Below are 22,228 nucleotides of genomic sequence, written 5' to 3' on the forward strand. Positions count from 1 at the left end.
GGCATGCCCGGCGGCGGGGACATGGACTTCTAAAGAAGTCCCAACCTCCCACGATCAGGCGGTCCCTCCCGGGACCGCCTTTTTGTGTCTCCGGGAGGCTATTCCAGGGCTTTGACCCAGCGGGACCACTCCGGCTGGGGGCGGTAACCGGCGGCGTGCCAGGCGGGGTGGGCGAGGTCGTTGTCGTGCAGGACCATGGCGTCCACGCGGAACGCGGCGAACGTCGCGAAGCGCTTCTCGGCGGCCTCGATCAACGCCGAACCGATGCCCCGCCGCCGGTACTCCGGGGACACCGCGAGGCGGTAGAGGTGGGCGCGCCAGCCGTCCCACCCGGCGATCAGAGTCCCCACGAGCACGCCGTCGATCTCGGCGATCAGCAGCGCCTCCGGATCCCGCTCGATCAGCGCCACCACTTTCGCCGGATCGTCCCGCCGATCGGTCCCTTCCGCGGCCCTTAGCCAGAAGTCCAGAATGTCGGAAATGTCGGCATCGGTGCCGCGACGTATAACGGCTTCGTTATCCACATCTGGACCATAGCGCCCGTCCGTGGGTCGACGTAACCGCTGGCCAGCGCCGTACGGGCCGGGTGGCTGTGGAACGAGCCAATGAACAATCCGTCAAATAGGCAAATAGTCGATTACGCTACTTTTCAACCGATCGCAGGTACCTCCATGCTCCTGGATAGACATCTACCGATCTAGGAGAACACTCCTGTGGCATCCCCCAGATTACGTCGGCTGATCATGGCGGCGAGTCTGCCGCCGCTGCTCGCGACGACTATGGCGACACTGCCCACCCCCGCGAACGCGCTCTCGGCCGACGTCGTCATCTCGGCCGTATACGGCGGTGGCGGCAACTCGGGCGCGACCATCAAGAACGACTTCATCGAGCTGGCCAACCTCACCGGCAGCCCCGTCAACGTCTCGGGCTGGAGCGTCCAGTACGCCTCGGCCGCCGGCGCCGTCTTCCAGATGACGAACCTGAGCGGCAGCATCCCCGCCAACGGCAGGTACCTCGTCCAGCAGGCCCCGGGCGCCGGCGGCACCCTCTCGCTGCCCACCCCGGACGCCACTGGATCGATCCCGATGTCGGCCACCTCCGGCGTGGTGGCTCTGGTCACCGCCCAGATCCCCCTCGTGGGCTGCGGTACCAGCTGCTCCACCGCCCCGAACGTCAAGGACCTGGTCGGGTACGGCGCGACCGCGAACGTCGAGACGCTCGCCGCCCCCGGGCTGACCAACACCACGGCCGCCGCCCGCAGCGGCGCGATGATCGACACCGACAACAACTCGGTCGACTTCACCTCGGGCGTGCCGAAGGCCACCAACACCGCGGGCACCACGGTCAGCGCGGACAACCCGGGCGGCCCCACCGACCCGACCCCCGGCAGCGTACGCATCCACGACATCCAGGGCGCCGGCCGGATCTCCCCGATCGTCGGTCAGAACGTCACGAACGTCCCCGGCATCGTCACGGCCGTACGGACGACGGGCAACGCGCGCGGGTACTGGATGCAGGACCCGAGCGCCGACGCGGACCCGCTGACCAGTGAGGGCATTTTCGTCTTCATGGGCTCGACCTCGCCGTCGGTCGTCATCGGCGACTCCGTCCTGGCCACCGGCCGTGTGACCGAGTTCCGTCCGGCCACCGGCTCGCAGGCGCTCACCGAGCTGGGCGGCCCGATCAGCACGATCAAGCTGAGCAGCGGCAACGCGCTGCCCGCGGCGGTCCCGGTCGCCTTCCCCGACGCGTTCACCAAGAGCGGCGCCCTGGAGGCCCAGCCGCTGGAGCCGTCCTCGTACGTGCTGGACTGGCTGGAGATCCACGAGGGCATGCGGATCAGCGTCGCCCAGGACACCCGTCTGATCAGCCCGGTCAACACCGAGTTCGACGAGCTCTGGGTGACGCTCAAGCCGGCCCAGAACCCGACCCCGCGCGGCGGCGTCATCTACAAGGGCTACGACGACCAGAACAGCGGCCGTCTGATGATCCTCGCGCTGAACGGCGCGCCCGCCGCCAACGTCGGCTCCACGCTGGCCGGCGGCACCACCGGTGTGCTCGACTACCAGTCGTTCGGCGGCTACGTGCTGCTGGCCACCGAGCTCGGCGCGATCACCGAGGGCGGCCTGAAGCGGCAGAAGGTGCTCCCGCCGAAGAAGCAGGGCGACCTGTCCGTCGCGACGTACAACGTCGAGAACCTGGCCGCCAACAACCCGGACGAGAAGTTCGCGCGCCTGGCCGAGGCGGTCGTCGACGCCCTGGGCAAGCCCGACATCCTCGCCCTGGAGGAGATCCAGGACAACAACGGCACCACCAACAACGGCGTCGTCGCGGCCGACCAGACCGTGGCGAAGTTCATCGCGGCGATCCAGACCGCGGGCGGCCCGGTGTACGACTGGCGCTCCATCGACCCGAACGACGGCACCGACGGCGGCGCGCCCGGCGGCAACATCCGCCAGGTGTTCCTGTTCAACCCCGCGCGGGTGACGTTCGTGGACCGTCCGGGCGGCGACGCCAACACGGCCACCACCGTGCTGCGTGAGCGGCCGACCAGCAACCAGATCTACCTGTCCGCCTCGCCCGGCCGCATCAACCCGGGCAGCGGCGCCTGGAGCACCAGCCGCAAGCCGCTCGTCGGCGAGTTCCTCTACGACGGCAACAAGCAGCTGTTCGTCATCGCCAACCACTTCAACTCCAAGGGCGGCGACCACCCGCTGACCGCGGCCGTCCAGCCGCCGAACCGCGTCACCGAGGTCCAGCGTCTCCAGCAGGCCGGCGAGGTCCGTGACTTCGTCCAGGACCTCACCACCAAGAGCGGCGGCGCCGCCCGCGTCGTCGTCCTGGGCGACATCAACGACTACCAGTTCAGCCCGGTCCTGCAGACTCTCACCGACAACGGGACCCTGCTCAAGACCCTGATCGACACCCTGCCCGTCGAGGAGCGCTACAGCTACGTCTTCGACGGCAACTCCCAGGTGCTCGACCACATCCTGATCAGCCCCTCCATCAAGGGCTACTCGTACGGCGTCGTCCACATCAACGCGGAGTTCTCCGACCAGGACAGCGACCACGACCCCCAGATCATCCGAATCCTCACCGGGTGCAACATCGATCCCCTGCCCGCCCGCTGCCTTCCCGGCAGCCCGGTAGTGGACCAGTGATCGCATAGGAGAAGCGCCCGTCCTCCCCGAGGGCGGGCGCTTCTCCGTCCCTACCGGAGTTCGGGCGGCAGCGGATCGGTGTGCAGGATCGTGAGCGTGGTCACGGCCCGGGTGAGAGCCACGTACAGGCGGGCCAGGCCCTGGGGTTCCGCGGCGGTGATCACAGCCGGGTCCAGCAGGATCACGTGGTCGTACTCCAGGCCCTTGGCGAGGGTGGCCGGGATGAGCAGCACCCGGTGGTCGCCGGCCGCGTCGGGAGTCAGGACCTCGTGGGGGAGGGCGAGGGCGGCGGACATCTCGGCGGTCAGCGCGTCGGGGACGATGACGCCGATGGAGCCCTCGCGGGCGAGCGCCCGCCCGACGGCCTCGGCGAGGGCGCCGGGCAGGTCGTCGGTCTGGCGGATGCTGAGCGAGCCGGCGCCGGGGCGCAGGGACCGCGGCGGGGCCAGCTCCGGCGCGATGCTGGGCAGCAGCCGGGCGGCGTAGTCGAGCACCTCGCGCGGCACCCGGAAGCCGAGGGTGAGTTCGGTGACGGCCGTCTCGGTCCCCCCGGAGCGCTCCGAACCCTTCTCGAAGCCGAGGTGGCGCAGCACGGTCTCCCACGACCGGGCCGACCACGGCGTGGTGCCCTGCGCCAGATCCCCGAGCACCGTCGCCGATCCGGTACGGCACCGCCTCCCGAGCGCCCGCAACTGCATCGCGGACAGATCCTGCGCCTCGTCCACCACCAGATGCCCGTGCGACGGCGTACGTTCCATCAGGTCGGCCAGCTCGTCCAGGAGCGCGGCGTCGGCGGCGCTCCACTTGGCCGACCGGAACGACTTGGCGGGCTTGGCCCACAGCAGAGCCTGCTGCTCCTCCGCCGTCAGGTCCGACTTGGCGGCCCTGGCCAGGAACGCCGCGTCGCTGAGCAGCCGGTGCAGGACCTGCTCCGGCGTGAGCTTCGGCCAGGTCTGGTCGATGACCTGCTTGACGGACTTGGACCGGGCGACGGCGTCCTGCACCCGGTCGTCGGGCGACTCCCCCCGGCGCTCCATCTGGACCAGGATCGCGTGGGCCAGCCGCTGCGCCAGAGCCGTACGGCCCGGGTTGTAGCGGGTCGTGCCGCGCAGGGAGGCGACGATCTCGCGGACCTCGTAGTCGGCCACCCGGTAGCGGTTGACGCCCCGGGTGACCAGGACGCCCTCCTCCGGCTTGACCACGTGCAGCCAGAGGGCGCGCCGCAGCACCGGCGCCATCCGGGCGTCGCCCTTGATCGCCGCGACCGCCGGGTCCTCGGGGTGGGCGTGGTCGCCGAGGATGCCGGCCACGGTGCTCTGGTCGACCTTGACCTCGCCGAGGGCGGGCAGCACCGAGGAGATGTAGGAGAGGAACGCCCGGTTCGGCCCGACGATCATGACGCCGGAGCGGGACAGCTTCTCGCGGTGGGTGAAGAGCAGGTAGGCGGCGCGGTGCAGCCCGACGGCCGTCTTGCCGGTGCCGGGCGCGCCCTGGACGCAGACGGTGACGCCGAGGTCGGCGCGGACGATCTCGTCCTGGTCGGGCTGGATGGTGGCGACGATGTCCCGCATCGGGCCGGTGCGGGGGCGTTCGATCTCGTCGGTGAGGATCTTGGAGGTGCCCAGGCTGCCGCCGTGGGTGAGGTCCTCGTCCTCGAAGGCGGTCAGCTCGCCGGCCTGGTAACCGAACCGGCGCCGGCGGGCGACGCCCATCGGGTCGGCGGGGCTGGCCTGGTAGAAGGCGCGGGAGACGGGGGCGCGCCAGTCGATGACCAGGGCCTGGCCCGCGCCGTCGTGCACGTGCCTGCGGCCGACGTGCAGCGTGCCGGGGAGTTCGTCGGCGGGAGCCGTACCGCGGTCGAGGCGGCCGAAGAAGAGGGGGGTGTCGGGGTGGTCGGCGAGGGCGGCCACGCGCTGGTCGAGCAGGCCCTGGAGGACCTGCTGGGAGACCCAGTCGCCGGCGGCGTCGGCGGAGAGCGACTGCGCGTGTCTGCGCATCGCGGTCAGGGCGGCGCGGGAGACCGCGAGATGCTCCCGTTCCGCCGCGAGTATGTCGGGGGCCAGCTGGTGGGCGGGCATGCCGGAACTCCTGTCGGGTCGGTGGTGGCGGTGCCAAGGCGGCGAAACTCAAGAGCTTACTCATCGGCGGGGCCCGTACCAACTGGGTTTTCGCGGCGTTGACCAGGCGTTCTCCGAGTCGAGGGTGTTGCCGTTTCTTTGCCCGGGTACCTGGTAGGGATGACGCGGACCTGGGTGTCGCCGGTGATACCGATGGTCGCGAGCCTGTTGCTCGCCGCCCTGTGGGGGCTGTCGGTGTTCGCGGGGTGGGGGCTTGAGGCGTTCTGCTCCGATGGGGAGAGTCGCAAGGCGTGCGCGCAGCGGCTCGACATGGTTTCCACGGTTTCCGGCCTGTTCGCGGTGGTCGCCGCGAGCGCCACGGCGGGAGCCTGGCTGACCCGGCGGCCGGGTCTGCTGCCGCTCGCGCTGGTGGCGTGGGTGGCCGCGGAGGGGGTGCTGTTCGTGGGGGGCATGGTCGCGCAGTAATCCCGCGAATACCCTGCGAAACCTTATTGAATCGGCATGGGAAAAGCGCGAAAAAGATGCGCAAATCGCGTGATTAAGCTGGACAATAGGGGTATGCCCGGAACCGGGCTTGTCTGGTAATTCTTGGCTGAGGGGGCCAAGGCGCGAGGGGGTGATGCGGTTGACTCGGGCCGGCGGAATTTCGTGGACATAACTATTGTCGCCCGGCGGGGTTCGCCCCGCCGGGTTTGTCATCTCAGGACGTCGTCCGCGTCGATGATCTGGTACGCGTAGCCCTGCTCCGCCAGGAATCGCTGCCGATGGGCGGCGAAGTCCTGGTCCACCGTGTCGCGGCTCACCACCGAATAGAAACGCGCGCCGCCCCCGCTCGCCTTCGGCCGCAGCACCCGCCCCAGCCGCTGCGCCTCCTCCTGCCGCGACCCGAACGTGCCCGACACCTGGATGGCCACGGCCGCCTCCGGCAGGTCGATGGAGAAGTTGGCCACCTTCGACACCACCAGGACCTGGATCTCCTTGTCGCGGAAGGCCTGGAAGAGGCGCTCCCGTTCGCGTACGCGGGTCTCGCCCTTGATGACCGGGGCGTCCAGGTGCTCGGCCAGTTCGTCGAGCTGGTCGATGTACTGGCCGATGACCAGGACCTGCTCGCCGGCGTGGCGCCGTACCAGGGCCTCGGTGACGCGAAGCTTGGACGGGGTGGTGGCGCAGAAGCGGTAACGCTCCTCGTTGTCGGACATCGCGTACGCGAGGCGTTCCTCGTCGGTGAGCGTGACCCGGACCTCGACGCAGTCGGCGGGGGCGATCCAGCCCTGGTTCTCCATCTCCTTCCAGGGCGCGTCGTACCGCTTCGGGCCGATGAGGGAGAACACGTCGCCCTCCCGGCCGTCCTCGCGGACCAGCGTCGCCGTGAGGCCCACCCGGCGGCGGGCCTGCAGGTCGGCGGTCATCCGGAAGATCGGCGCGGGCAGCAGGTGGACCTCGTCGTAGACGATCAGACCCCAGTCCCGGGCGTCGAACAGCTCCAGATGCCGGTACTCGCCCTGCCGCTTGGCCGTCATGACCTGGTAGGTGGCGATGGTGACCGGCCGGATCTCCTTCTTGGCGCCCGTGTACTCGCCGATCTCGGCCTCGGTGAGCGAGGTGCGCTTGAGCAGCTCCTGCTTCCACTGGTGCACGCTCACCGTGTTGGTGACCAGGATCAGCGTGGTCGCCTGGGCGCGGGCCATGGCCGCCGCGCCGACGATGGTCTTGCCCGCCCCGCAGGGCAGCACGACCACGCCGGAACCGCCGTGCCAGAAGGCGTCGGCGGCCTCCCGCTGGTAGGAGCGCAGCTCCCAGCCCTCCTCGGTGAGGATGATCGGGTGCGCCTCGCCGTCCACGTATCCGGCCAGGTCCTCGGCCGGCCAGCCCAGCTTGAGCAGGGCCTGCTTGATGTTGCCGCGCTCGCTCGGGTGCACGACCACGGTGTCGTCGGGGAGGCGCTCGCCGAGCATCGGCTGGATCTTCTTGGAGCGCAGCACCTCCTCCAGCACGGCGCGGTCGGTGCTGGTCAGGACTAGGCCGTGGGTGGGGTGTTTGTCGAGCTTGAGGCGGCCGTACCTGGCCATGGTCTCGGCCACGTCCACGAGCAGGGCGTGCGGCACCGGGTAGCGGCTGTAGCTGATCAGGGCGTCGATGACCTGCTCGGCGTCGTGCCCGGCGGCCCGCGCGTTCCACAGCGCCAGCGGCGTCACCCGGTAGGTGTGCACGTGCTCGGGCGCGCGCTCCAGTTCGGCGAAGGGCGCGATGGCCTTGCGGCAGTCGTCGGCCCGCTCGTGTTCGACCTCTAGCAGCAGTGTCTTGTCGGACTGGACGATCAACGGGCCGTCATTCACAGGTGCTCCCCATCTCGGCTTACCCGCCTATCCAACACGCGAGCGGCCGGAATGAGTCCCGCTTTGCTCACTCCCGACCTGCGGGTCCACACATATCACGACATGTCAGGACATGCGTGGACCCGTCTCGCCGATCATGAGGGTCAGTCGCCAATCCAACCCCTGACGGCAGTCTGCGGAATACCGTTGGAGCACCATTTCCGGAGAAGTCGCCTTTCCTGACTTTGGTGGAAAGGGTTCCGGATTGCTCTCGTCAACGACTCTGCCTGACAAGTCGCGTACGGACAACGGAATTAATTCACGTCCGCCACGCCGGTGATTCTGTGCAGGGCGAAACGGTGGATGGCGGCCCGCGTTTCGTCGTACGCCGTGAGGTAGCCGCCCTCCATCCGAGCCGGTTCGAGGATCCGGCTGGTCGCCTGCCCCTGCGAGTCGAGGTAGCCGATCCAGACCCGGGTGCCCTGCCGGATGGCCTCCTGCAGGGCCGTGATGGTGGCCGTGGCCGGGGACCGGGGCAGGGCGCCGCCGGGCTCCGGCAGGCGTTCGAGATGCGACCGGTGGGCGGCGTCGCCCGCGCGGATGGCCCGGATGGCGGCGGCCACGGCCTCCGGCTCAGGCCCGTGGAAGCCGTTGACGGCGCGCGCCGGCGGGCTCTCGGTCCTGCGGGCGTCCGGCCGGGAGATCATCACGTCGCCGTCCAGGGACTCGGCGACGGGCGCGTAGCCCATGGCCCGCAGCGAGTCGATCAGGGTCGCCCGGGAGGTCTTGGAGGCCACCACGGTCGGGGCCAGCCGGCGCAGCCGCAGCGCGTTCGAGCGCCGGTCGGCCAGCACCTCCTCCAGCACGGCCGGGTCGTCGCAGCGGATGTAGGCCGACGCCGTACCCACCCGCAGGCGGCCGTGGCGGCGGGCCACGTCGCCGACCAGGTAGCTCAGCGGCTGCGGCACCGGGGTGGCGGAGTGGCGTTCCAGCATGGCCAGCAGCTCTTCGGCGGACTGGCCGGCGTCCAGCACCCGCCGGACCGAGCCTTCGGAGAACCTGTAGACGGTCGCGCCGCCCTTGGACTCCACGTCGGCGGCGAGGGCCAGCCAGCGGCCGAGGTCACTGGTGAGCGGCCCCGGGGCGACGGCGGTGAGGTCGGCCTGGAGGAGGACCTTGTCGACCGGTTCGGGCAGCAGCGGCGCGAGGGCCTCGGCGGCTTCGGCGCGCCCGCCGTCCAGCAGGGCCCGCCCGTGTCCGGACATCGCGCCCAATCCCGTCACGCCGATGAGTTCGGCCTCGCGCAGGGTGAACTCGGTGAACTCGGACCGGTGGCCGCCGCGGCGGCGGGGTTGTTCCCACGCCAGGCGGTCCAGCACCGACTCGGTCGAGGGCGCCAGGCCGGGCTCGGCGCCGGCCAGGACCGCCAGGGTCTTGGCGCGCACCTCGATCGCGGCCGACCGGCGCAGGTCGGGATGGAGGGCGTTGAGCAGGCGGTCCCGCTCGTCGCGCCCGCCCGCGAGGCCCGGCGCCCGGTCCAGGGTCAGCCAGGCGGAGGCCAGGGCCGCCCACCGCTCCTCGGTCGAGCGCACCAGCCAGGTGTCGTACGCCGCGGTCGGCAGCCACTCGCCGTCGATCGACCCGCCGGAGGCGATCAGCCCGGCCGCGTGCACGATCTCCACCAGGAACGCCGCCGCCCACTCGGGGACGTCCAGCGCCTGCGCCGTGCGTTTCAGATCCCGGACGGCCAGCCCGCCCGTGCGCAGCACCCCCGGCGCGTCCACGCTCCACAGCTCGCACAGCTCCTCGGCGGACCTGACGAAGCCGAACGCCTGCCCCGCGCCCGTACGGTCGGCCAGGTCGCGGTCCCGGGTGATGCCGTCGAGCGGCGGCGGCACCGGGGACAGGTCGCGGTGCAGCCGCCCGTCGCGCAGCACCAGGCCGACCTCGCGGGGGAGCGCCACGCTCTCCTCGCCGGTCGCGCCGAGCAGCCCGCGCGCCAGCAACTCCTCGATCGGCGACTGCGCGTCGGCCGGCCGGACCTCGCGCCGCGCGTTGGGCACCCGCCCGCTGGACGGTCCCCAGGCGAGTTCGTCGAGCGCCGCCCGCGCTTGTGGTGATATTTCCCCCAGCAGCCGCCGGACGCGCTCCGGATCGGCGAACACCCGCGCCAGCCGCTCGCGCGGCACCCCGCCGTCGGCCGGAGCGCCGAGATCCTCCAGCAGGACCTCGACGGCCTCGGGCGCGTGGTGCCGGAAGACGTCGGCGATCGGCGGCCCGAGCCCGGCCGGCGGATCCAGAGCCGCTGAGACGCCCGGCGCGAGCCGCAGATCGGAATCCGGACCGTGCACCAGGGCCATGGTCCGCAGGCGCTCCAGCGCGCCGTCCAGGGCCCGATCGACCGCGCCGGCGGGAGCGGGACCGGATCGGCGGAGCCGGTCGCGCAGCGCGCGCAGCGGGCCGGGCGCGAGGGCCAGGTTCTCGGCCACCGCGAGGGCGAAACGGTCGAGCCGGTCCAGCGCGCGGCCCAGCGCCGACGGCGTGCCCGCCCGCGCGGCCAGACCGGTCACGTGCGCCGGGACCGGCGTGATCAGTTCGGGGCGGGACATGGCGAGGGCGCGCAGCTGCTCGTCGGTCCGGCTGCGCAGCCACTCGGTGAACGCCTCGCTCATCGCTTCCATCGTATGAGCAGCCGCTGACAGGATTTCGCGGCAACAGTCGCGTAGCGGCGGGCGCTGGGGCAGTATGGCGAATGTGATCGAGCGCGCCGACCAGCTCGTCCTGGAGTTCGTCAGCAAGGTCGCGGACACGGCCCACGGCCGGATGCGGCCGGAGCAGCGGCTCGACTTCGTCAGCCGCGTGCGCAAGCGCATCGACGAGGAGCGGGCCGGCAGCGAGGACGCCAAGGCCGTGTCCCGGATGCTCACCAGGTTCGGCACCCCGGAGCAGCTCGTCGAGCGCGAGGTCCGGCGATTGGCCGGGCCCGAACCCGCGGAGACCGGACCCGCGCCGACCCGGGCCTTCCCCACGGTCAAGGACGACGCGGGACCCCCGCGCCGCCGCTCCAGCCCCACTCCGCCGGGCGTCATGCACTACCGGCGGGAGGCGCGCCGGCGCCTGGAGGAACGGTCCGGGCGCGGGTCGTCCGCGTTCACCCGGCTGCGGCAGGCCGCGATGGCGGGCGGGAACCCGATGGCCACCGACGGCAAGGACGCCTGGTCGATCATCGCGAACAACCGCAGGGAGGCCGTCGCGCTCGGCCTGTTCGTCTTCGCCGCCCTGCTCGTGCCGTTCCGGCTGCCGACCGTGGCGATCTTCCCGGTGCCCGGCCTGATCTGGGCGGTGGGGGCGGTGGTGGTGCTGGCCAGCGAGGGCTGGGTGTTCAACGACCGGCTGCTGGGGCTGTCCGCGCCGGTCGCCGCGTACCTGTTCGGCGGGGGCGGGCTCGCGCTGGTCCGGGCCGGCAGCGACGTGGGCCGGTTCCTGACCGAGTTCCACGGCGTCAGCGGCGTCATGTTCATCATCGGGACGGCGGCCGGGGTGACCTGGCTGATCTACCGCCTGCTCGATCCGCCGCCGCCCCCGCCCACGCGCTCGCTGCGGGTGACGCGGTAGGTCACACGGGCGCGGCCGTCCGCTCCGGGAGCAGGCCGAGCGCGAGCCGTACCCACGAGGCCACGAAGCGGTCCCGTTCGGCGCGGCCGGGGGGTTCCCCGACGGTCTCCTCGAAGAGCCGGTAGTGGACCACGGCGCCGCCCAGGACCGCGCCGATGCCGGGCCAGTCCAGATCGGCGTCCCGGTACTCGGGCTGGGCCCGGAACCAGGTCGTGATGGAGTCGAACATCGGCTGCAGCAGCCCTTCGCGGACCACGTTCACCAGCTCGGGGAACTGGCTCAGGTCGCGGAAGAAGACCCGGGTGAGCTCGCTCTCGTCGCGCACCTTGGCCAGGCCGGAGCGGCACAGGTGGGCCAGCCGCTCCTCCACGACGACGGCCGGGCTCTGCGCGTTCAGCTCGGCGAGCGTCTCGGCGATCTGGGCCCTGGTCCTGGCGGCGTGCTCGTTCACGGCGGCGGCGAGCACCTCGTACTTGGACTTGAAGTGCCGGTAGAGGCCGCCGGCGCCGGGCGACAGGCCCGCGGCCGCCTCGATCTCGGCTACCGAGGTGGCCGCGTAGCCCCGCTCGGCGAACAGCCGGAGGGCCTCGTCGACGATCCGCTCACGCGTGGATCTGCTCATGGGATTGCCGCCTACCTCCGCCGTTCCAGGTAGGTCCAGGGTAGACCGTCAATGTTTCCGGCTGGGGCGCATTGATAAGTGGCCGCTTTCGCCCATAAACCGGTTACCCGCAGACCTATCCGTTTTGGCATCCTGTACGGGTGCACTACATCGGAAACGTCGTCAACGAGGCCAAGCCCGGCCGCGACGGTGGTGACCGGGGCGACCCTCCGGACTGCCGCACCGACGCCGATCGGGCGTAATTTCCAGGCGTTCCGGCGGTCCCATGCCGCCTCAGTGGGCATAACCTACATCCATTCCTTTCACGACAGTCTGAACGAGGTCACTCCTGTGCCCAGCGGCAAGGTCAAGTGGTACGACGAGACCAAAGGTTTCGGTTTCCTCACCCGCGACGACGGCGGTGAGGTCTTCGTGCATTCATCCGCGTTGCCGAAAGGCGTGGATGTCCTCAAGCCAGGACAGAAGGTCGAGTTCGGGGTCGCGGAGGGCCGGCGCGGGCAGCAGGCCCTGTCCGTACGGGTCCTGGAGCAGCCGCCGACCCTCGCCAAGACGGCCCGGCCCAAGGGCAAGCGCAAGAAGCCGGACGAGATGGTCGTCATCGTCGAAGACCTGATCAAGCTGCTGGACGACATCTCCACGTCGTACCAGAAGGGCAAGCAGCCCGACCCGGCGCACGCCAAGAAGGTGGCGAGCGTGCTGCGGGCGGTCGCCGACGACATCGACGGCTAGTCCGGACGTCTCAGTACGTGTTCGGCAGCGGCTTCGTGTCCGTCGGTCCGGGACGCCGTACCGGCTGGGCGCGGAGCCGCCTGCGCCTGCCCGCCAGCAGCCAGGCGAGGGACAGGCCCAGCACCACGGCCATCACCGTGAAGCCGGCCGGGCCGCGCGCGAACAGCGACAGCATGAGCCCGATCAGCCCGCCGAACACCCAGGCGATCTGCAGCAGCGCCTCGACCACGCCGAAGGTGGAGGAGAGCACCTCCTCGCCGATCTCCCGCTGCACGATGGCGTCCAGCGCCAGCTTGCCCAGCCCCTGCGCGAACGCGCCGACCAGGGCCACCGCGACGGCCGTCCACAGGGTGAAGTAGAAGGCGGCCACGATCGTGATGATCGTGGTCAGCGCCAGCGTGGCCAGCACGATCAGCTGCGGCGAGTGCGAGCGCGCCCAGGAGGCCACGGCCGCGCCCATCAGGCCGCCGCCGCCCGCCGCGGCCGCCAGCAGGCCGATGGTGATCTCCGGCGCCAGGCCCGGCAGGTGCTTGTCCTGGACCAGGAAGAGCAGGAAGAACACCAGGAACCCGGCCTGGACGCGGATGGCGGCGTTGGCCCGCATCGCCTCGGCGACCACCGGGCCGACCTGGAACCAGGTGCGCCAGCCGGGGGCCGGGGTCTCCTCCTCCGGTTCGGGGGAGTCGACGTGGCGCGGGAGCCGTACCGCGACGACGCCGCAGATCAGGAAGAGCGCCATCGCGCCGCGCAGCACCCATTCCGCACCGATCCAGGCGGTCAGACCGGCCGCGGCCGCCGCCGAGCCGCCCGCCGCCACCAGGGCGAACAGGGCGACTCTGGCGTTGGCGGTGACCAGCGTGATGTCGGCGGGGAGCACGCTCGGCATGATCGCCGCACGGGAGACGTTGTACGCCTTGGACAGCACGAGCACGGCCAGGGCGGCGGGGAACAGCGACAGCGTGTCGCCGTACACGACGGAGGACGCCATGCCCCAGCAGAGCAGGCCGCGGGCGAAGAGGGTGCCGGCCATGACGTAGCGCCGGCCCGAGCGGAACCGGTCGAGCACCGGGCCCACAAAAGGGGCGACCACCGTGAACGGCACCATCGTGATCAGCAGATAGAGCGCGACCTGGCCGCGCGCCTGGCCGACCGGCAGCCCGAAGAACAGCGCCCCGGCCAGGGAGACCGTGATGAACGCGTCCCCCGCGCTGTGCGCCGCCGTCAACTCGATCAGCCGCCCCAGCCCGGTGCGCCCCGCGCCCTGCGCGTAGGTCAGCCGCCGGGTCGCCCGCCCCACCCGGCGCCCGCCCCTCGCCACCGACTGTCCCGCTCTGACCGTCGCTCCCGCGGCTGTACGGCTCGCGCGTGCGGTCCCCCGACCTGCACGCCGAACACGATCCCAAGCACCCGCCACAGGCGACGCTCCCTTCCCCGTACGTTGAAAATCCAGTCTTACCGACCGAGTCCGGTGCTGTCCGCTCCTGGCGTGGGTGAAAATAAAGTGTGAGTCGTACCCGGATCAGAAGCACGGCAGCCGACCAGGCCTGCGCTGCCGCCGTCGACCTGGCCAGGCAGGGCGCCGAGGAGATCGCCAGACCCGGCGAGGTGGGCGAGCATCTGGGCTACGACAGCGAGGGCGACCGGCTCGTCACCCACTACTTCGCCTGCCTGGACCGGGCCTACCGGGGCTGGCGCTGGGCGGTCACCGTGGCCCGCGCCTCCCGCGCCAGGAACGTCACGATCAGCGAGACGGTGCTGCTGCCCGGCGGCGGCGCGCTGCTCGCGCCCACCTGGGTGCCGTGGAACCAGCGGCTGCGCCCCGGCGACCTGGGCGTGGGCGACCTGCTGCCGGCCGAGGCCGACGACGACCGGCTGGCCCCGGGCTTCACCGAGACCGACGACGACACCGACCACCAAATGATCTTTGAGTACGGTCTGGGCCGGGCCCGGGTGCTCTCCGCGCTCGGGCGTGACCTGGCCGTCCAGCGGTGGCACAACGGCGACCCCGGCCCCGACACGCCGCTCGCCGCCGCGGCCCCCGCGCAGTGCTCGACCTGCGGCTTCTACTGGCCGCTCGCCGGCGCCCTCCGCCTGGGCTTCGGCGTCTGCGCCAATGAGTACGCGCCGGACGACGGCCGCGTGGTCGCCGCCGACCACGGCTGCGGCGCCCACTCCGAGGCCACGACGGTGCCGTCCATGACGCCGGACCAGGCCCAGCCGATCCTGGACGATCTCGGCTACGACCTGATGCCCGCCGACGAGACCGCCGAAGTGCCGGAAATCTCCGGCGAAATCCCCGAGGAGCCGGGCGAATCGCAGGACTGACCGCCCGTCCTTAGCGAAGATCTCGGCTGAGGCGTGGAATGTCGGGCAGGGGCGCTACCCTACGTTCGCCGTGTCAGCCAGCCCCCTCCCGAGAGCGTGAGATGAACGACTTCTCCAACACCGCGCGCCTGCGCGAGACCGTTCTCGCCGCCTGGGCGGCCTCACCCGCCCGGTTCCGGGAGGACGCCAACGCGGAGGAGGATTTCGCGCTCGGCGGCTACCGCGACCGGCTGATCGTCGAACTCGCCCAGAACGCGGCCGACGCCGCCCTGCGGGCCGGGGCGCCCGGCAGGTTGCGGCTGTCCCTGCGCGACGGCGTGCTGGAGGCGGCCAATACCGGCGCGCCGCTGGACGCGGCCGGGGTCGAGGGCCTGTCCACCCTGCGGGTCTCGGCGAAACGGGATGAGATCGGCGCGGCCGGCCGTTTCGGTGTGGGTTTCGCCGCCGTCGTCTCGGTCTGCGATTCGCCGTCGGTGTACTCCCGCTCGACCGGCGGCGTGCGCTGGTCCCGCGAGGAGACCAGCGCCCTGGTCGCCGCCCAGCCCGCCCTCGGCGGCGAACTCGCCGAACGCGCCGGGCATGTCCCGCTGCTGCGCCTTCCGTTCCCGATGGAAGCCGTGTCCGTCCCCGAGGGGTTCGAGACGGTTGTCCGGCTGCCGCTCCGCGACAAGGTCGCCGAGCAGGCCGTCCGGCAGATGCTGGAGGAGACCAGCCCGGCCCTGCCGCTGGTGATGCCCGCCCTGTCCGTGATCGAGATCGAGATCGACGGCGAGGTCCGCACGGTCACCGCCGACGGCTGGCACGTGATCACCGCCTCCGGCGCCTTCACCCCCGAGCAGATCGCCGAACTGTTCGCCGACCGTCCGACCGAGGAGCGCGCCCGCCCGTTCTGGCAGGTCCGCTGGGCGGTCCCGGTGGCGGGCGGGGAGCCGAAGGCGCTGCCGCGGGACGTGCCCGCCGTCATCCACGCGCCGACGCCCAGCGAGGAGCCGCTGGACCTGCCCGCGCTGCTGATCGCCACGTTCCCGCTGGCCACCGACCGGCGGCATGTGGCGACCGGCCCGCTGACCGAGTTCCTGATCCGGCGGGCCGCCGAGCTCTACGTGCTGCTGCTGCGGCAGCTGCCGCGCACGCCCCGGCTGCTCGACCTGGTCCCCGGCATGATCGGCAAGGGGGAACTGGACGCCACGATCCGGCGGGAGATCATCTCGCTGCTGCCCGGCGCGCCGTTGCTGCCCGCCCTGTCCGCACCGGAGGACCCGGAGGGCGAGGACCGGTTCCTGGCCACGCTGAACCGTCGCTGGGACACGGACCTGCCCGCCGAGGGCGACGCGTACCAGCGCATGTTCCAGCTGGTGGAGGAGACCGCCGGGGAGTTCGTGGCCGGCCGGGACGCCCGGGCGGTCGCGGGAGCGGGCGAGTTCCTGGAGCGGGTCGCCGACATGGTCCCCGGCCTGCTGCCCGCCGGATGGCCGTCGCGGCATCCGGCGCTGACCACGCTGGGCGTGCGCCGCGTGGAACTGGCCGACGTCATCGACATGCTGTCCGGGGACGAGATCGCCGAACGGCCGCCCTCCTGGTGGCGCTCGCTGTACGAGGTGCTGCCCGCCGACGACCCGGAGGCCATCGCGGCCGTGGCGGTGCCGCTCGCGGACGGCCGCCTGGTCCGGGGCGCGCGCGGAACCCTGCTGCTGACCGAGGGCGGGCTCGACCCGGCCGCGCTCGCGCCGCTGGGCCTGCGCATCGTGCATCCCGACGCGGCGCACCCGCTGCTGCTCCGGCTGGGCGCGGGCGAGGCCACGCCGCGCACCGTCCTGGAGGATCCGCTCACGCACGCGGCCGTGACCGAGTCGGCCGGCAGCGCGGACCCGGAGCCGGTCGCGCAGGCCGTGCTCGCGCTGGTGGACGCGGCCGGGCTGTCGGCCGGTGAGGCGCCCTGGCTGGCCGAGCTGGCCCTGCGCGGCGCCGACGGCGCGGTCTACACGGCGGGCGAGTTGCTGCTGGAAGGCGGCGACCTGGCCAAGCTCATCGATCTGGAGGCGCCCTTCGCCGCGCCCGACCTGGTGGAGAAGTACGGCTCCCGCGTCCTCGCCGCCGCCGGTGTGCTGGACGGGTTCGCCGTGGTCAACGACTCCGACGTGCTGCTGGACCCGGACGAGTGCGACCACGACCTCGACCGCGAGGACGAGTGGCTGGACGCGATCCTGGACCTGCTGCCCGAGTTCGACGTGCCGCCGGTGGCCCGCGAGTTCACCGCCGTGCGCGACCTGGAGTATGTCGCCGACTGGCCGGCCGCCCTCGCCCTGCTGTCCCGGCCCCCGCTGCGCGCCGCCCTGCTGCCCCTGCGAGTCCTGGTCGCGGGCGAGGTCGTCGAGGTCCCGTCGTACACGGCCTGGTGGCTCTCCCGGCACCCGGTCCTCGGCGGCAAGACCCCCACGTCCCTGCGCCTGCCCTCCGGCGACCCCCTCCTCTTCGGCCTGTACGGCGACGCGCCCGCCGACTTGGACGAGACCGCGCTGACCATGATCGGCGTGCGCTCCACGCTGGCGGAGCTGCTGGCCTCGCACGGCGGACCCGAGGAGCTGCTCGACCTGATGGCTGACCCGGCCGTCGAACTCGACCGTCCCCAGTTGCGGGCGCTCTGGATGGCCATCGCCGGGGTGGACCCCGCCCGGGTCCGGCCGCCGTCCGCCGTGCGGTCGATCCTGCAGGGCGTGATCGTGGTGGCCGACGCGGAGGACGGTCGCGTGCTCGGCGTGGACTCGCGGTCGGAGCCGGTGGGGGAGCCGGTGATCGTCGAGGCTCCCGACCTGCTGGCCCTGGTGGCCGACCGGCCTCTGGTGCTGGCTTCCTTCGACCTGGCCGAGGCCCTGTCCGAAGTGCTCGATCTGCCCCTGGTGGGCGAGATCGTCACCGGTGACGTCACCTCGACGGGTGCGGAACGTCCGGTTCCGCCCCAGGTCCACACCCTCCTTCCGACCGCTCCCGCTACGTACGTCGAGCACGAGGAACTCCTCGTCGACGGACGTCCGGTGCCGTGGCGTTTCTTCGACGGCAAGGTGCACGCGTCCGGCATCGAGGGACTGGCTCGCGGGCTGGCGTGGGCGGCCGGTCAGTGGGGGGACCGGCTGGCGGTCGCGGCGCTGCTCCGCGACCCCGAGCGGGTTCCGCTGCTGCTCGCCGAGGCCGACCTGGACAGCTGAGACCGGGTCCGGTAGCAGCCGGGTCCGGTGTGGTCAGCTGAGGTCAGGTGGTGGGGGCTCCGAAGACCGGGCGGTTGAGGGCCGTCGGGTGGCCGATATTGGTTGGCGGGGCGACGGGCTGTTCCGTGAGAGTGGGCGCATGAATCGTCAGCTCATCAGCCATATCGCCCATTCCGACCACCAGATCGCGGCACCGATCACCGAGGCGAATCTCGACAACCTGCTCGTCCGGGCGAAGCTGCCCGCGCGGGCGCGGATTCTCGACCTGGGGTGCGGTGAAGGGGTCTGGATCCTGCGGGCGCTCTCGCTCTACCCGGACGCGACCGCCGACGGGGTGGACATCTCCCCGGAGGGACTGGCCTCGGCGGCCGAGGCGGCGAAGGCCCTGGGCCTGGCGGATCACGTCCGCTTCCACCAGTCCCCGGCGGACGATTTCGACGGCTCGGGCTACGACCTGGTGCTCTGCGTGGGCGCGACCCACGCGTTCGGCGGGCTGACGGCGACCGTCGAAGCGATCAGGCGATTCGTGAAACCGGGCGGTCTCGCGCTCGTCGGCGAAGGCTTCTGGGAGACCCCGCCCGGCGCGGACGTGCTCACCCTCCTGGGCGCGGAACCCGACGAGTACGGCGACCTCGCCGCCACGGTGGCCCGCGCCGAGACCGCCGGCTTCGCCACGATCTACGCCCACACCAGCGAAATCGCCGAATGGGACGAGTACGAGTGGTCGTGGACCGGTTCCCTCCTGCGCTGGGCGCACGAACACCCCGGCCCGGACGGCGACGCGGCCAGAGAGGCCGCCCTCGACCACCGGAACATGTGGCTCAACGGCTACCGAGGCGTCCTCGGCTTCGTCACCCTGCTCCTCAAGGACACGACAGCACCGTGATACCAGGGTTCGGGCCCTGACCGAAGGGACCGGTCGCTCTTGGCGCCGGTGCGGCGCGAACTGTCACCCGCGCGCCGGATAACGGCGAGAATCCCCAGGAACCTGGGCTGGGATGCGCGAGCGACCCTATTTCGTGACGTCGCTGGATTGCACCTGTTCTCTGCGGTTGCGGCGATGGACGTAGACGAGGCCGAAGCCGCCGAGGCCGATGCCGGCCACACAGGTCCAGATCCACCAGCCCTGGGCCGGGCGGATGATCAGGAGGACCACGAGGGCGACGGCCCAGAGGCCGATGCCGACGAGGATGGTGGCGCTGTCGTTGGTCTGGAGCGGCTCCGGGTCCGGTTTGCGCGGCGGCTTCATCCGATCAGCCTAGGCGACCAGGTCAACGGGTGTATGGGCGCGGGCCGTACACGAATCGATCACGAAAGAATCACTTCGGCGGCCTGGGTCTTTTCGCAGCTGGTAATGGGTGTCACTCTGCGCGCGTGAGTGTCACCCAAACCCCTCAAAGCGCCAGTTTTCTCGATAAGTACTTCAAGATCTCCGACCGTGGCTCGACGGTCGGAACCGAGGTCCGCGGCGGTTTCGCCACGTTCTTCACCATGGCCTACATCGTCGTCCTGAACCCGATCATCATCGGCACGGTCAAGGACGCGGACGGCCAGTTCCTCGGCGACGGCAGCGTCCCCAACATCCCCTTGGTCGCCGTGGCCACCGCCTTCGTGGCCGGCTTGCTGACCATCCTGATGGGCGTCGTGGCCAACGTCCCGTTCGCGCTCGCCGCCGGCCTCGGCCTGAACGCCTTCGTGACGTACGGCATCGCGTCCCAGATGTCGTGGGAAGACGCGATGGGCCTGGTCGTCCTGGAAGGTCTGGTCATCCTGTTGCTGGTGCTGACCGGATTCCGGACAGCCGTCTTCCACGCCATCCCCAGCAGCCTGAAGACGGCCATCTCGGTCGGCATCGGCCTGTTCATCGCGTTGATCGGTTTCGTGGACGCGGGCTTCGTCCGCAAGACCGCCGCACCGGCCCCGCCGATCGAGCTCGGCATCGGGGGCGGGCTGACCAGCTGGCCGATCCTGGTCTTCGTGGTCGGCCTGCTGGCCACCGCGCTACTGGTGGCCCGCAAGGTGAAGGGCGCGATCCTGATCGGCATCGTGGCCACCACCATCTTCGCGATCATCGTGGAGGCGATCGCCAAGGCGGGCCCGTCGCTGGTCAACGGCCAGCCGAACCCGCAGGGCTGGGGCCTCAACGTGCCGGCGCTGCCGTCCCTCGGCGACATCGTGGACATCCCGAGCCTCGGCCTGATCGGGCAGTTCAGCCTGTTCGGCGCGTTCTCCAAGATCTCCGTCGTGCTGGCGATCCTGCTGGTCTTCACGCTGCTGATCACCGACTTCTTCGACACGATGGGGACCATCGTGGGCGTCGGCAAGCAGGCCGACCTGATCGCGGAGGACGGCACGCTGCCCAGGACCCGCGAGATCCTGCTGGTCGACTCGGTCGCCGCGGCGGCCGGTGGCGCGGGGTCCGTGTCCTCCAACACCACCTACATCGAGTCGGCGGCCGGCGTGGGCGAGGGGGCCCGTACCGGTCTGGCCAGCGTGGTCACCGGGGTGCTGTTCCTGCTGACGATGTTCCTGGCCCCGCTGGTCGCGGTGGTTCCGTACGAGGCCGCGGCACCGGCGCTGGTCGTGGTGGGCTTCCTGATGATGACCTCGATCCGGGAGATCGACTTCACCGACTTCGAGATCGCCATCCCGGCGTTCCTCACCATCGTGCTGATGCCGTTCACGTACTCCATCGCCAACGGGATCGGCGCGGGCTTCATCGCGTACGTGCTGATCAAGGCGGTGAAGGGTAAGGCGGGCGAGATCCACCCGCTGCTGTGGACGGTGACCGCGCTGTTCGTCGTGTACTTCGCCCTGGGGCCGATCAAGATTCTTCTTGGGCTCTGAGCGTCACGCGAGAGGGATGGGGGCCTCGCGGCTGCGGCCGCGGGGCCTCCTGTCTGTAACACTTGTTACCCGCGGGTGACTGAAAGTTTCAGGGGACCACCGATATTTAATAGGGTAAGGCCAGCATAGCGCAGTCGGTTCAGCCAGGGCATTGACCCCTTTTCCGGGCAATTTTAGCCTCCGTGGACAACACGAAAGCTATCGAAAACTTTCGGAAAAGGAGATCCTGTGCCTTCCTTGAAATGGCGATCTCTAGCCGTGGTCTGCGCGGTCGCGTCGGCTGCGGCCAGCGTGCTCGTCGCCACCCCCGCTCAAGCGGATGGGCCACTCCGCACGCATGCCGCCGAACGGGGTAAGTTCATCGGCGCCGCGCTGGCGACCGGCCCGCTCGCCAACGAGACGACCTACCGGAATATCGCGGCCACCGAGTTCAACCAGGTCACGGCCGAGAACGCGATGAAGTGGGATGCCACCGAGCCGAACGACAACCAGTACTCGTTCTCCGGGGCCGACCAGATCGTCAACTTTGCCACGCAGAACAACCAGCAGGTGCACGGGCACACGCTCGTGTGGCACAGCCAGACTCCCGGCTGGGTGCAGGGTCTGAACGCCACCAACATGCGCGCCGCGATGAACGAGCACATCGCCACCGTCGTCGGCCGCTACGCGAACAACGCGACCGTGGTCTCCTGGGACGTGGTGAACGAGGTGTTCAACGAGGACGGCACCTTCCGGCAGTCGTTCTGGTTCAACACGCTGGGCCAGAGCTTCATCGCCGACGCCTTCCGCGCCGCGCGCGCCGCCGACCCCAACGCGCGCCTGTGCATCAACGACTACAACGTCGAGGGCATCAACGCCAAGAGCACCGCGATGTTCAACCTGGTGCAGTCGCTGCGTTCCCAGAACGTGCCGGTCGACTGCGTGGGCTTCCAGTCGCACCTGGCCATCCAATTCGGCTTCCCGAACGACATCCAGCAGAACCTGCAGCGTTTCGCCAACCTGGGCGTCCAGGTACGGATCACTGAGCTGGACATCCGCATGCAGAACCCGCGGAACGCTCAGAAGGACACCACGCAGGCCCAGTACTACACGAACGTCATCAACGCCTGTAACGCGGTCACCGCCTGCGCCGGCGTGACGATCTGGGGCTTCACCGACCGGTACTCCTGGATTCCGGACACCTTCCCCAGCGAGTGCTGCGGCCTGATCTACGACAACAACTACGCGCAGAAGCCGGCGTACACGGCGGTCCACAACGCGCTCGACGGCGGCACACCGTCCGACACGACACCGCCGACCACACCAGGGACGCCAACCGCGTCGAACGTGACAG

General features: G+C 70.9%; 16 protein-coding genes. 9 read left to right on the plus strand and 7 right to left on the minus strand.

The features are described from left to right. Window positions 1-98 precede the first annotated feature (98 nt). Window positions 99-524 (minus strand): GNAT family N-acetyltransferase, encoded by a 426-nt coding sequence (locus Aph01nite_RS37360; RefSeq protein WP_239162269.1) that lies wholly within the window; start codon window positions 522-524, stop codon window positions 99-101. Window positions 525-713: 189 nt separating this feature from the next. Here Aph01nite_RS37360 and Aph01nite_RS37365 point away from each other — a divergent pair, with 189 nt between their 5' ends. Next, window positions 714-3,161, plus strand: a complete 2,448-nt coding sequence (locus tag Aph01nite_RS37365) for a DUF8508 domain-containing protein (protein WP_239162270.1) — start codon at window positions 714-716, stop codon at window positions 3,159-3,161. Between the two features lie 50 nt (window positions 3,162-3,211). Here the strand turns inward: Aph01nite_RS37365 and Aph01nite_RS37370 are convergent, their stop codons facing one another. Then, window positions 3,212-5,239 (minus strand): HelD family protein, encoded by a 2,028-nt coding sequence (locus tag Aph01nite_RS37370; RefSeq protein WP_204045810.1) that lies wholly within the window; start codon window positions 5,237-5,239, stop codon window positions 3,212-3,214. Between the two features lie 159 nt (window positions 5,240-5,398). Here Aph01nite_RS37370 and Aph01nite_RS37375 point away from each other — a divergent pair, with 159 nt between their 5' ends. Then, entirely contained in the window at window positions 5,399-5,704 is a 306-nt protein-coding gene (locus tag Aph01nite_RS37375; RefSeq protein ID WP_204045811.1) for a hypothetical protein, read from the plus strand. A gap of 230 nt (window positions 5,705-5,934) precedes the next feature. On the opposite strand, the gene Aph01nite_RS37380 is transcribed toward Aph01nite_RS37375, so the two are convergent. Together Aph01nite_RS37380 and Aph01nite_RS37385 are read right to left on the minus strand one after the other, a co-directional pair. Further along, window positions 5,935-7,575: a DNA repair helicase XPB gene (locus tag Aph01nite_RS37380; RefSeq protein ID WP_204045812.1), complete on the minus strand. Its 1,641-nt coding sequence runs from the start codon at window positions 7,573-7,575 to the stop codon at window positions 5,935-5,937. Window positions 7,576-7,868: 293 nt separating this feature from the next. Next, window positions 7,869-10,226, minus strand: a complete 2,358-nt coding sequence (locus Aph01nite_RS37385) for a helicase-associated domain-containing protein (protein ID WP_204045813.1) — start codon at window positions 10,224-10,226, stop codon at window positions 7,869-7,871. 82 nt (window positions 10,227-10,308) lie between these two features. On the opposite strand from Aph01nite_RS37385, the gene Aph01nite_RS37390 reads away from it, so the two are divergent. Further along, on the plus strand, window positions 10,309-11,169 hold the full coding sequence (locus Aph01nite_RS37390) for a hypothetical protein (RefSeq protein ID WP_204045814.1): 861 nt from the start codon (window positions 10,309-10,311) through the stop codon (window positions 11,167-11,169). A gap of 1 nt (window position 11,170) precedes the next feature. Here Aph01nite_RS37390 and Aph01nite_RS37395 read toward each other — a convergent pair whose 3' ends face one another. Beyond that, window positions 11,171-11,791, minus strand: coding sequence for a TetR/AcrR family transcriptional regulator (locus Aph01nite_RS37395; RefSeq protein ID WP_204045815.1), 621 nt, complete (start codon window positions 11,789-11,791; stop codon window positions 11,171-11,173). A 330-nt stretch (window positions 11,792-12,121) separates the two neighbouring features. Here Aph01nite_RS37395 and Aph01nite_RS37400 point away from each other — a divergent pair, with 330 nt between their 5' ends. After that, window positions 12,122-12,520, plus strand: a complete 399-nt coding sequence (locus Aph01nite_RS37400; RefSeq protein ID WP_204045816.1) for a cold-shock protein — start codon at window positions 12,122-12,124, stop codon at window positions 12,518-12,520. Between the two features lie 10 nt (window positions 12,521-12,530). Here Aph01nite_RS37400 and Aph01nite_RS37405 read toward each other — a convergent pair whose 3' ends face one another. Beyond that, window positions 12,531-13,838, minus strand: a complete 1,308-nt coding sequence (locus tag Aph01nite_RS37405) for an MFS transporter (RefSeq protein WP_239162271.1) — start codon at window positions 13,836-13,838, stop codon at window positions 12,531-12,533. Window positions 13,839-14,023: 185 nt separating this feature from the next. On the opposite strand from Aph01nite_RS37405, the gene Aph01nite_RS37410 reads away from it, so the two are divergent. The 3 genes from Aph01nite_RS37410 (at window position 14,024) to Aph01nite_RS37420 (ending at window position 18,934) form a co-directional block, all read left to right on the plus strand. Then, entirely contained in the window at window positions 14,024-14,845 is an 822-nt protein-coding gene (locus tag Aph01nite_RS37410) for a DUF3027 domain-containing protein (protein WP_204045818.1), read from the plus strand. Between the two features lie 101 nt (window positions 14,846-14,946). Next, entirely contained in the window at window positions 14,947-18,048 is a 3,102-nt protein-coding gene (locus Aph01nite_RS37415) for a sacsin N-terminal ATP-binding-like domain-containing protein (RefSeq protein WP_204045819.1), read from the plus strand. Between the two features lie 139 nt (window positions 18,049-18,187). After that, window positions 18,188-18,934, plus strand: coding sequence for an SAM-dependent methyltransferase (locus Aph01nite_RS37420; protein WP_204045820.1), 747 nt, complete (start codon window positions 18,188-18,190; stop codon window positions 18,932-18,934). Window positions 18,935-19,060: 126 nt separating this feature from the next. Here the strand turns inward: Aph01nite_RS37420 and Aph01nite_RS37425 are convergent, their stop codons facing one another. After that, window positions 19,061-19,297: a DUF2530 domain-containing protein gene (locus tag Aph01nite_RS37425; protein WP_204045821.1), complete on the minus strand. Its 237-nt coding sequence runs from the start codon at window positions 19,295-19,297 to the stop codon at window positions 19,061-19,063. Between the two features lie 125 nt (window positions 19,298-19,422). Here Aph01nite_RS37425 and Aph01nite_RS37430 point away from each other — a divergent pair, with 125 nt between their 5' ends. Continuing rightward, window positions 19,423-20,895 (plus strand): NCS2 family permease, encoded by a 1,473-nt coding sequence (locus Aph01nite_RS37430; RefSeq protein WP_204045822.1) that lies wholly within the window; start codon window positions 19,423-19,425, stop codon window positions 20,893-20,895. A 228-nt stretch (window positions 20,896-21,123) separates the two neighbouring features. Continuing rightward, window positions 21,124-22,228, plus strand: a 1,105-nt coding sequence (locus tag Aph01nite_RS37435) for a glycoside hydrolase family 10 protein (RefSeq protein ID WP_204045823.1), incomplete at its 3' end; no start/stop codon positions are given.

This window comes from Acrocarpospora phusangensis, from assembly GCF_016862995.1.
Taxonomy (GTDB): Bacteria; Actinomycetota; Actinomycetes; order Streptosporangiales; family Streptosporangiaceae; genus Acrocarpospora; species Acrocarpospora phusangensis.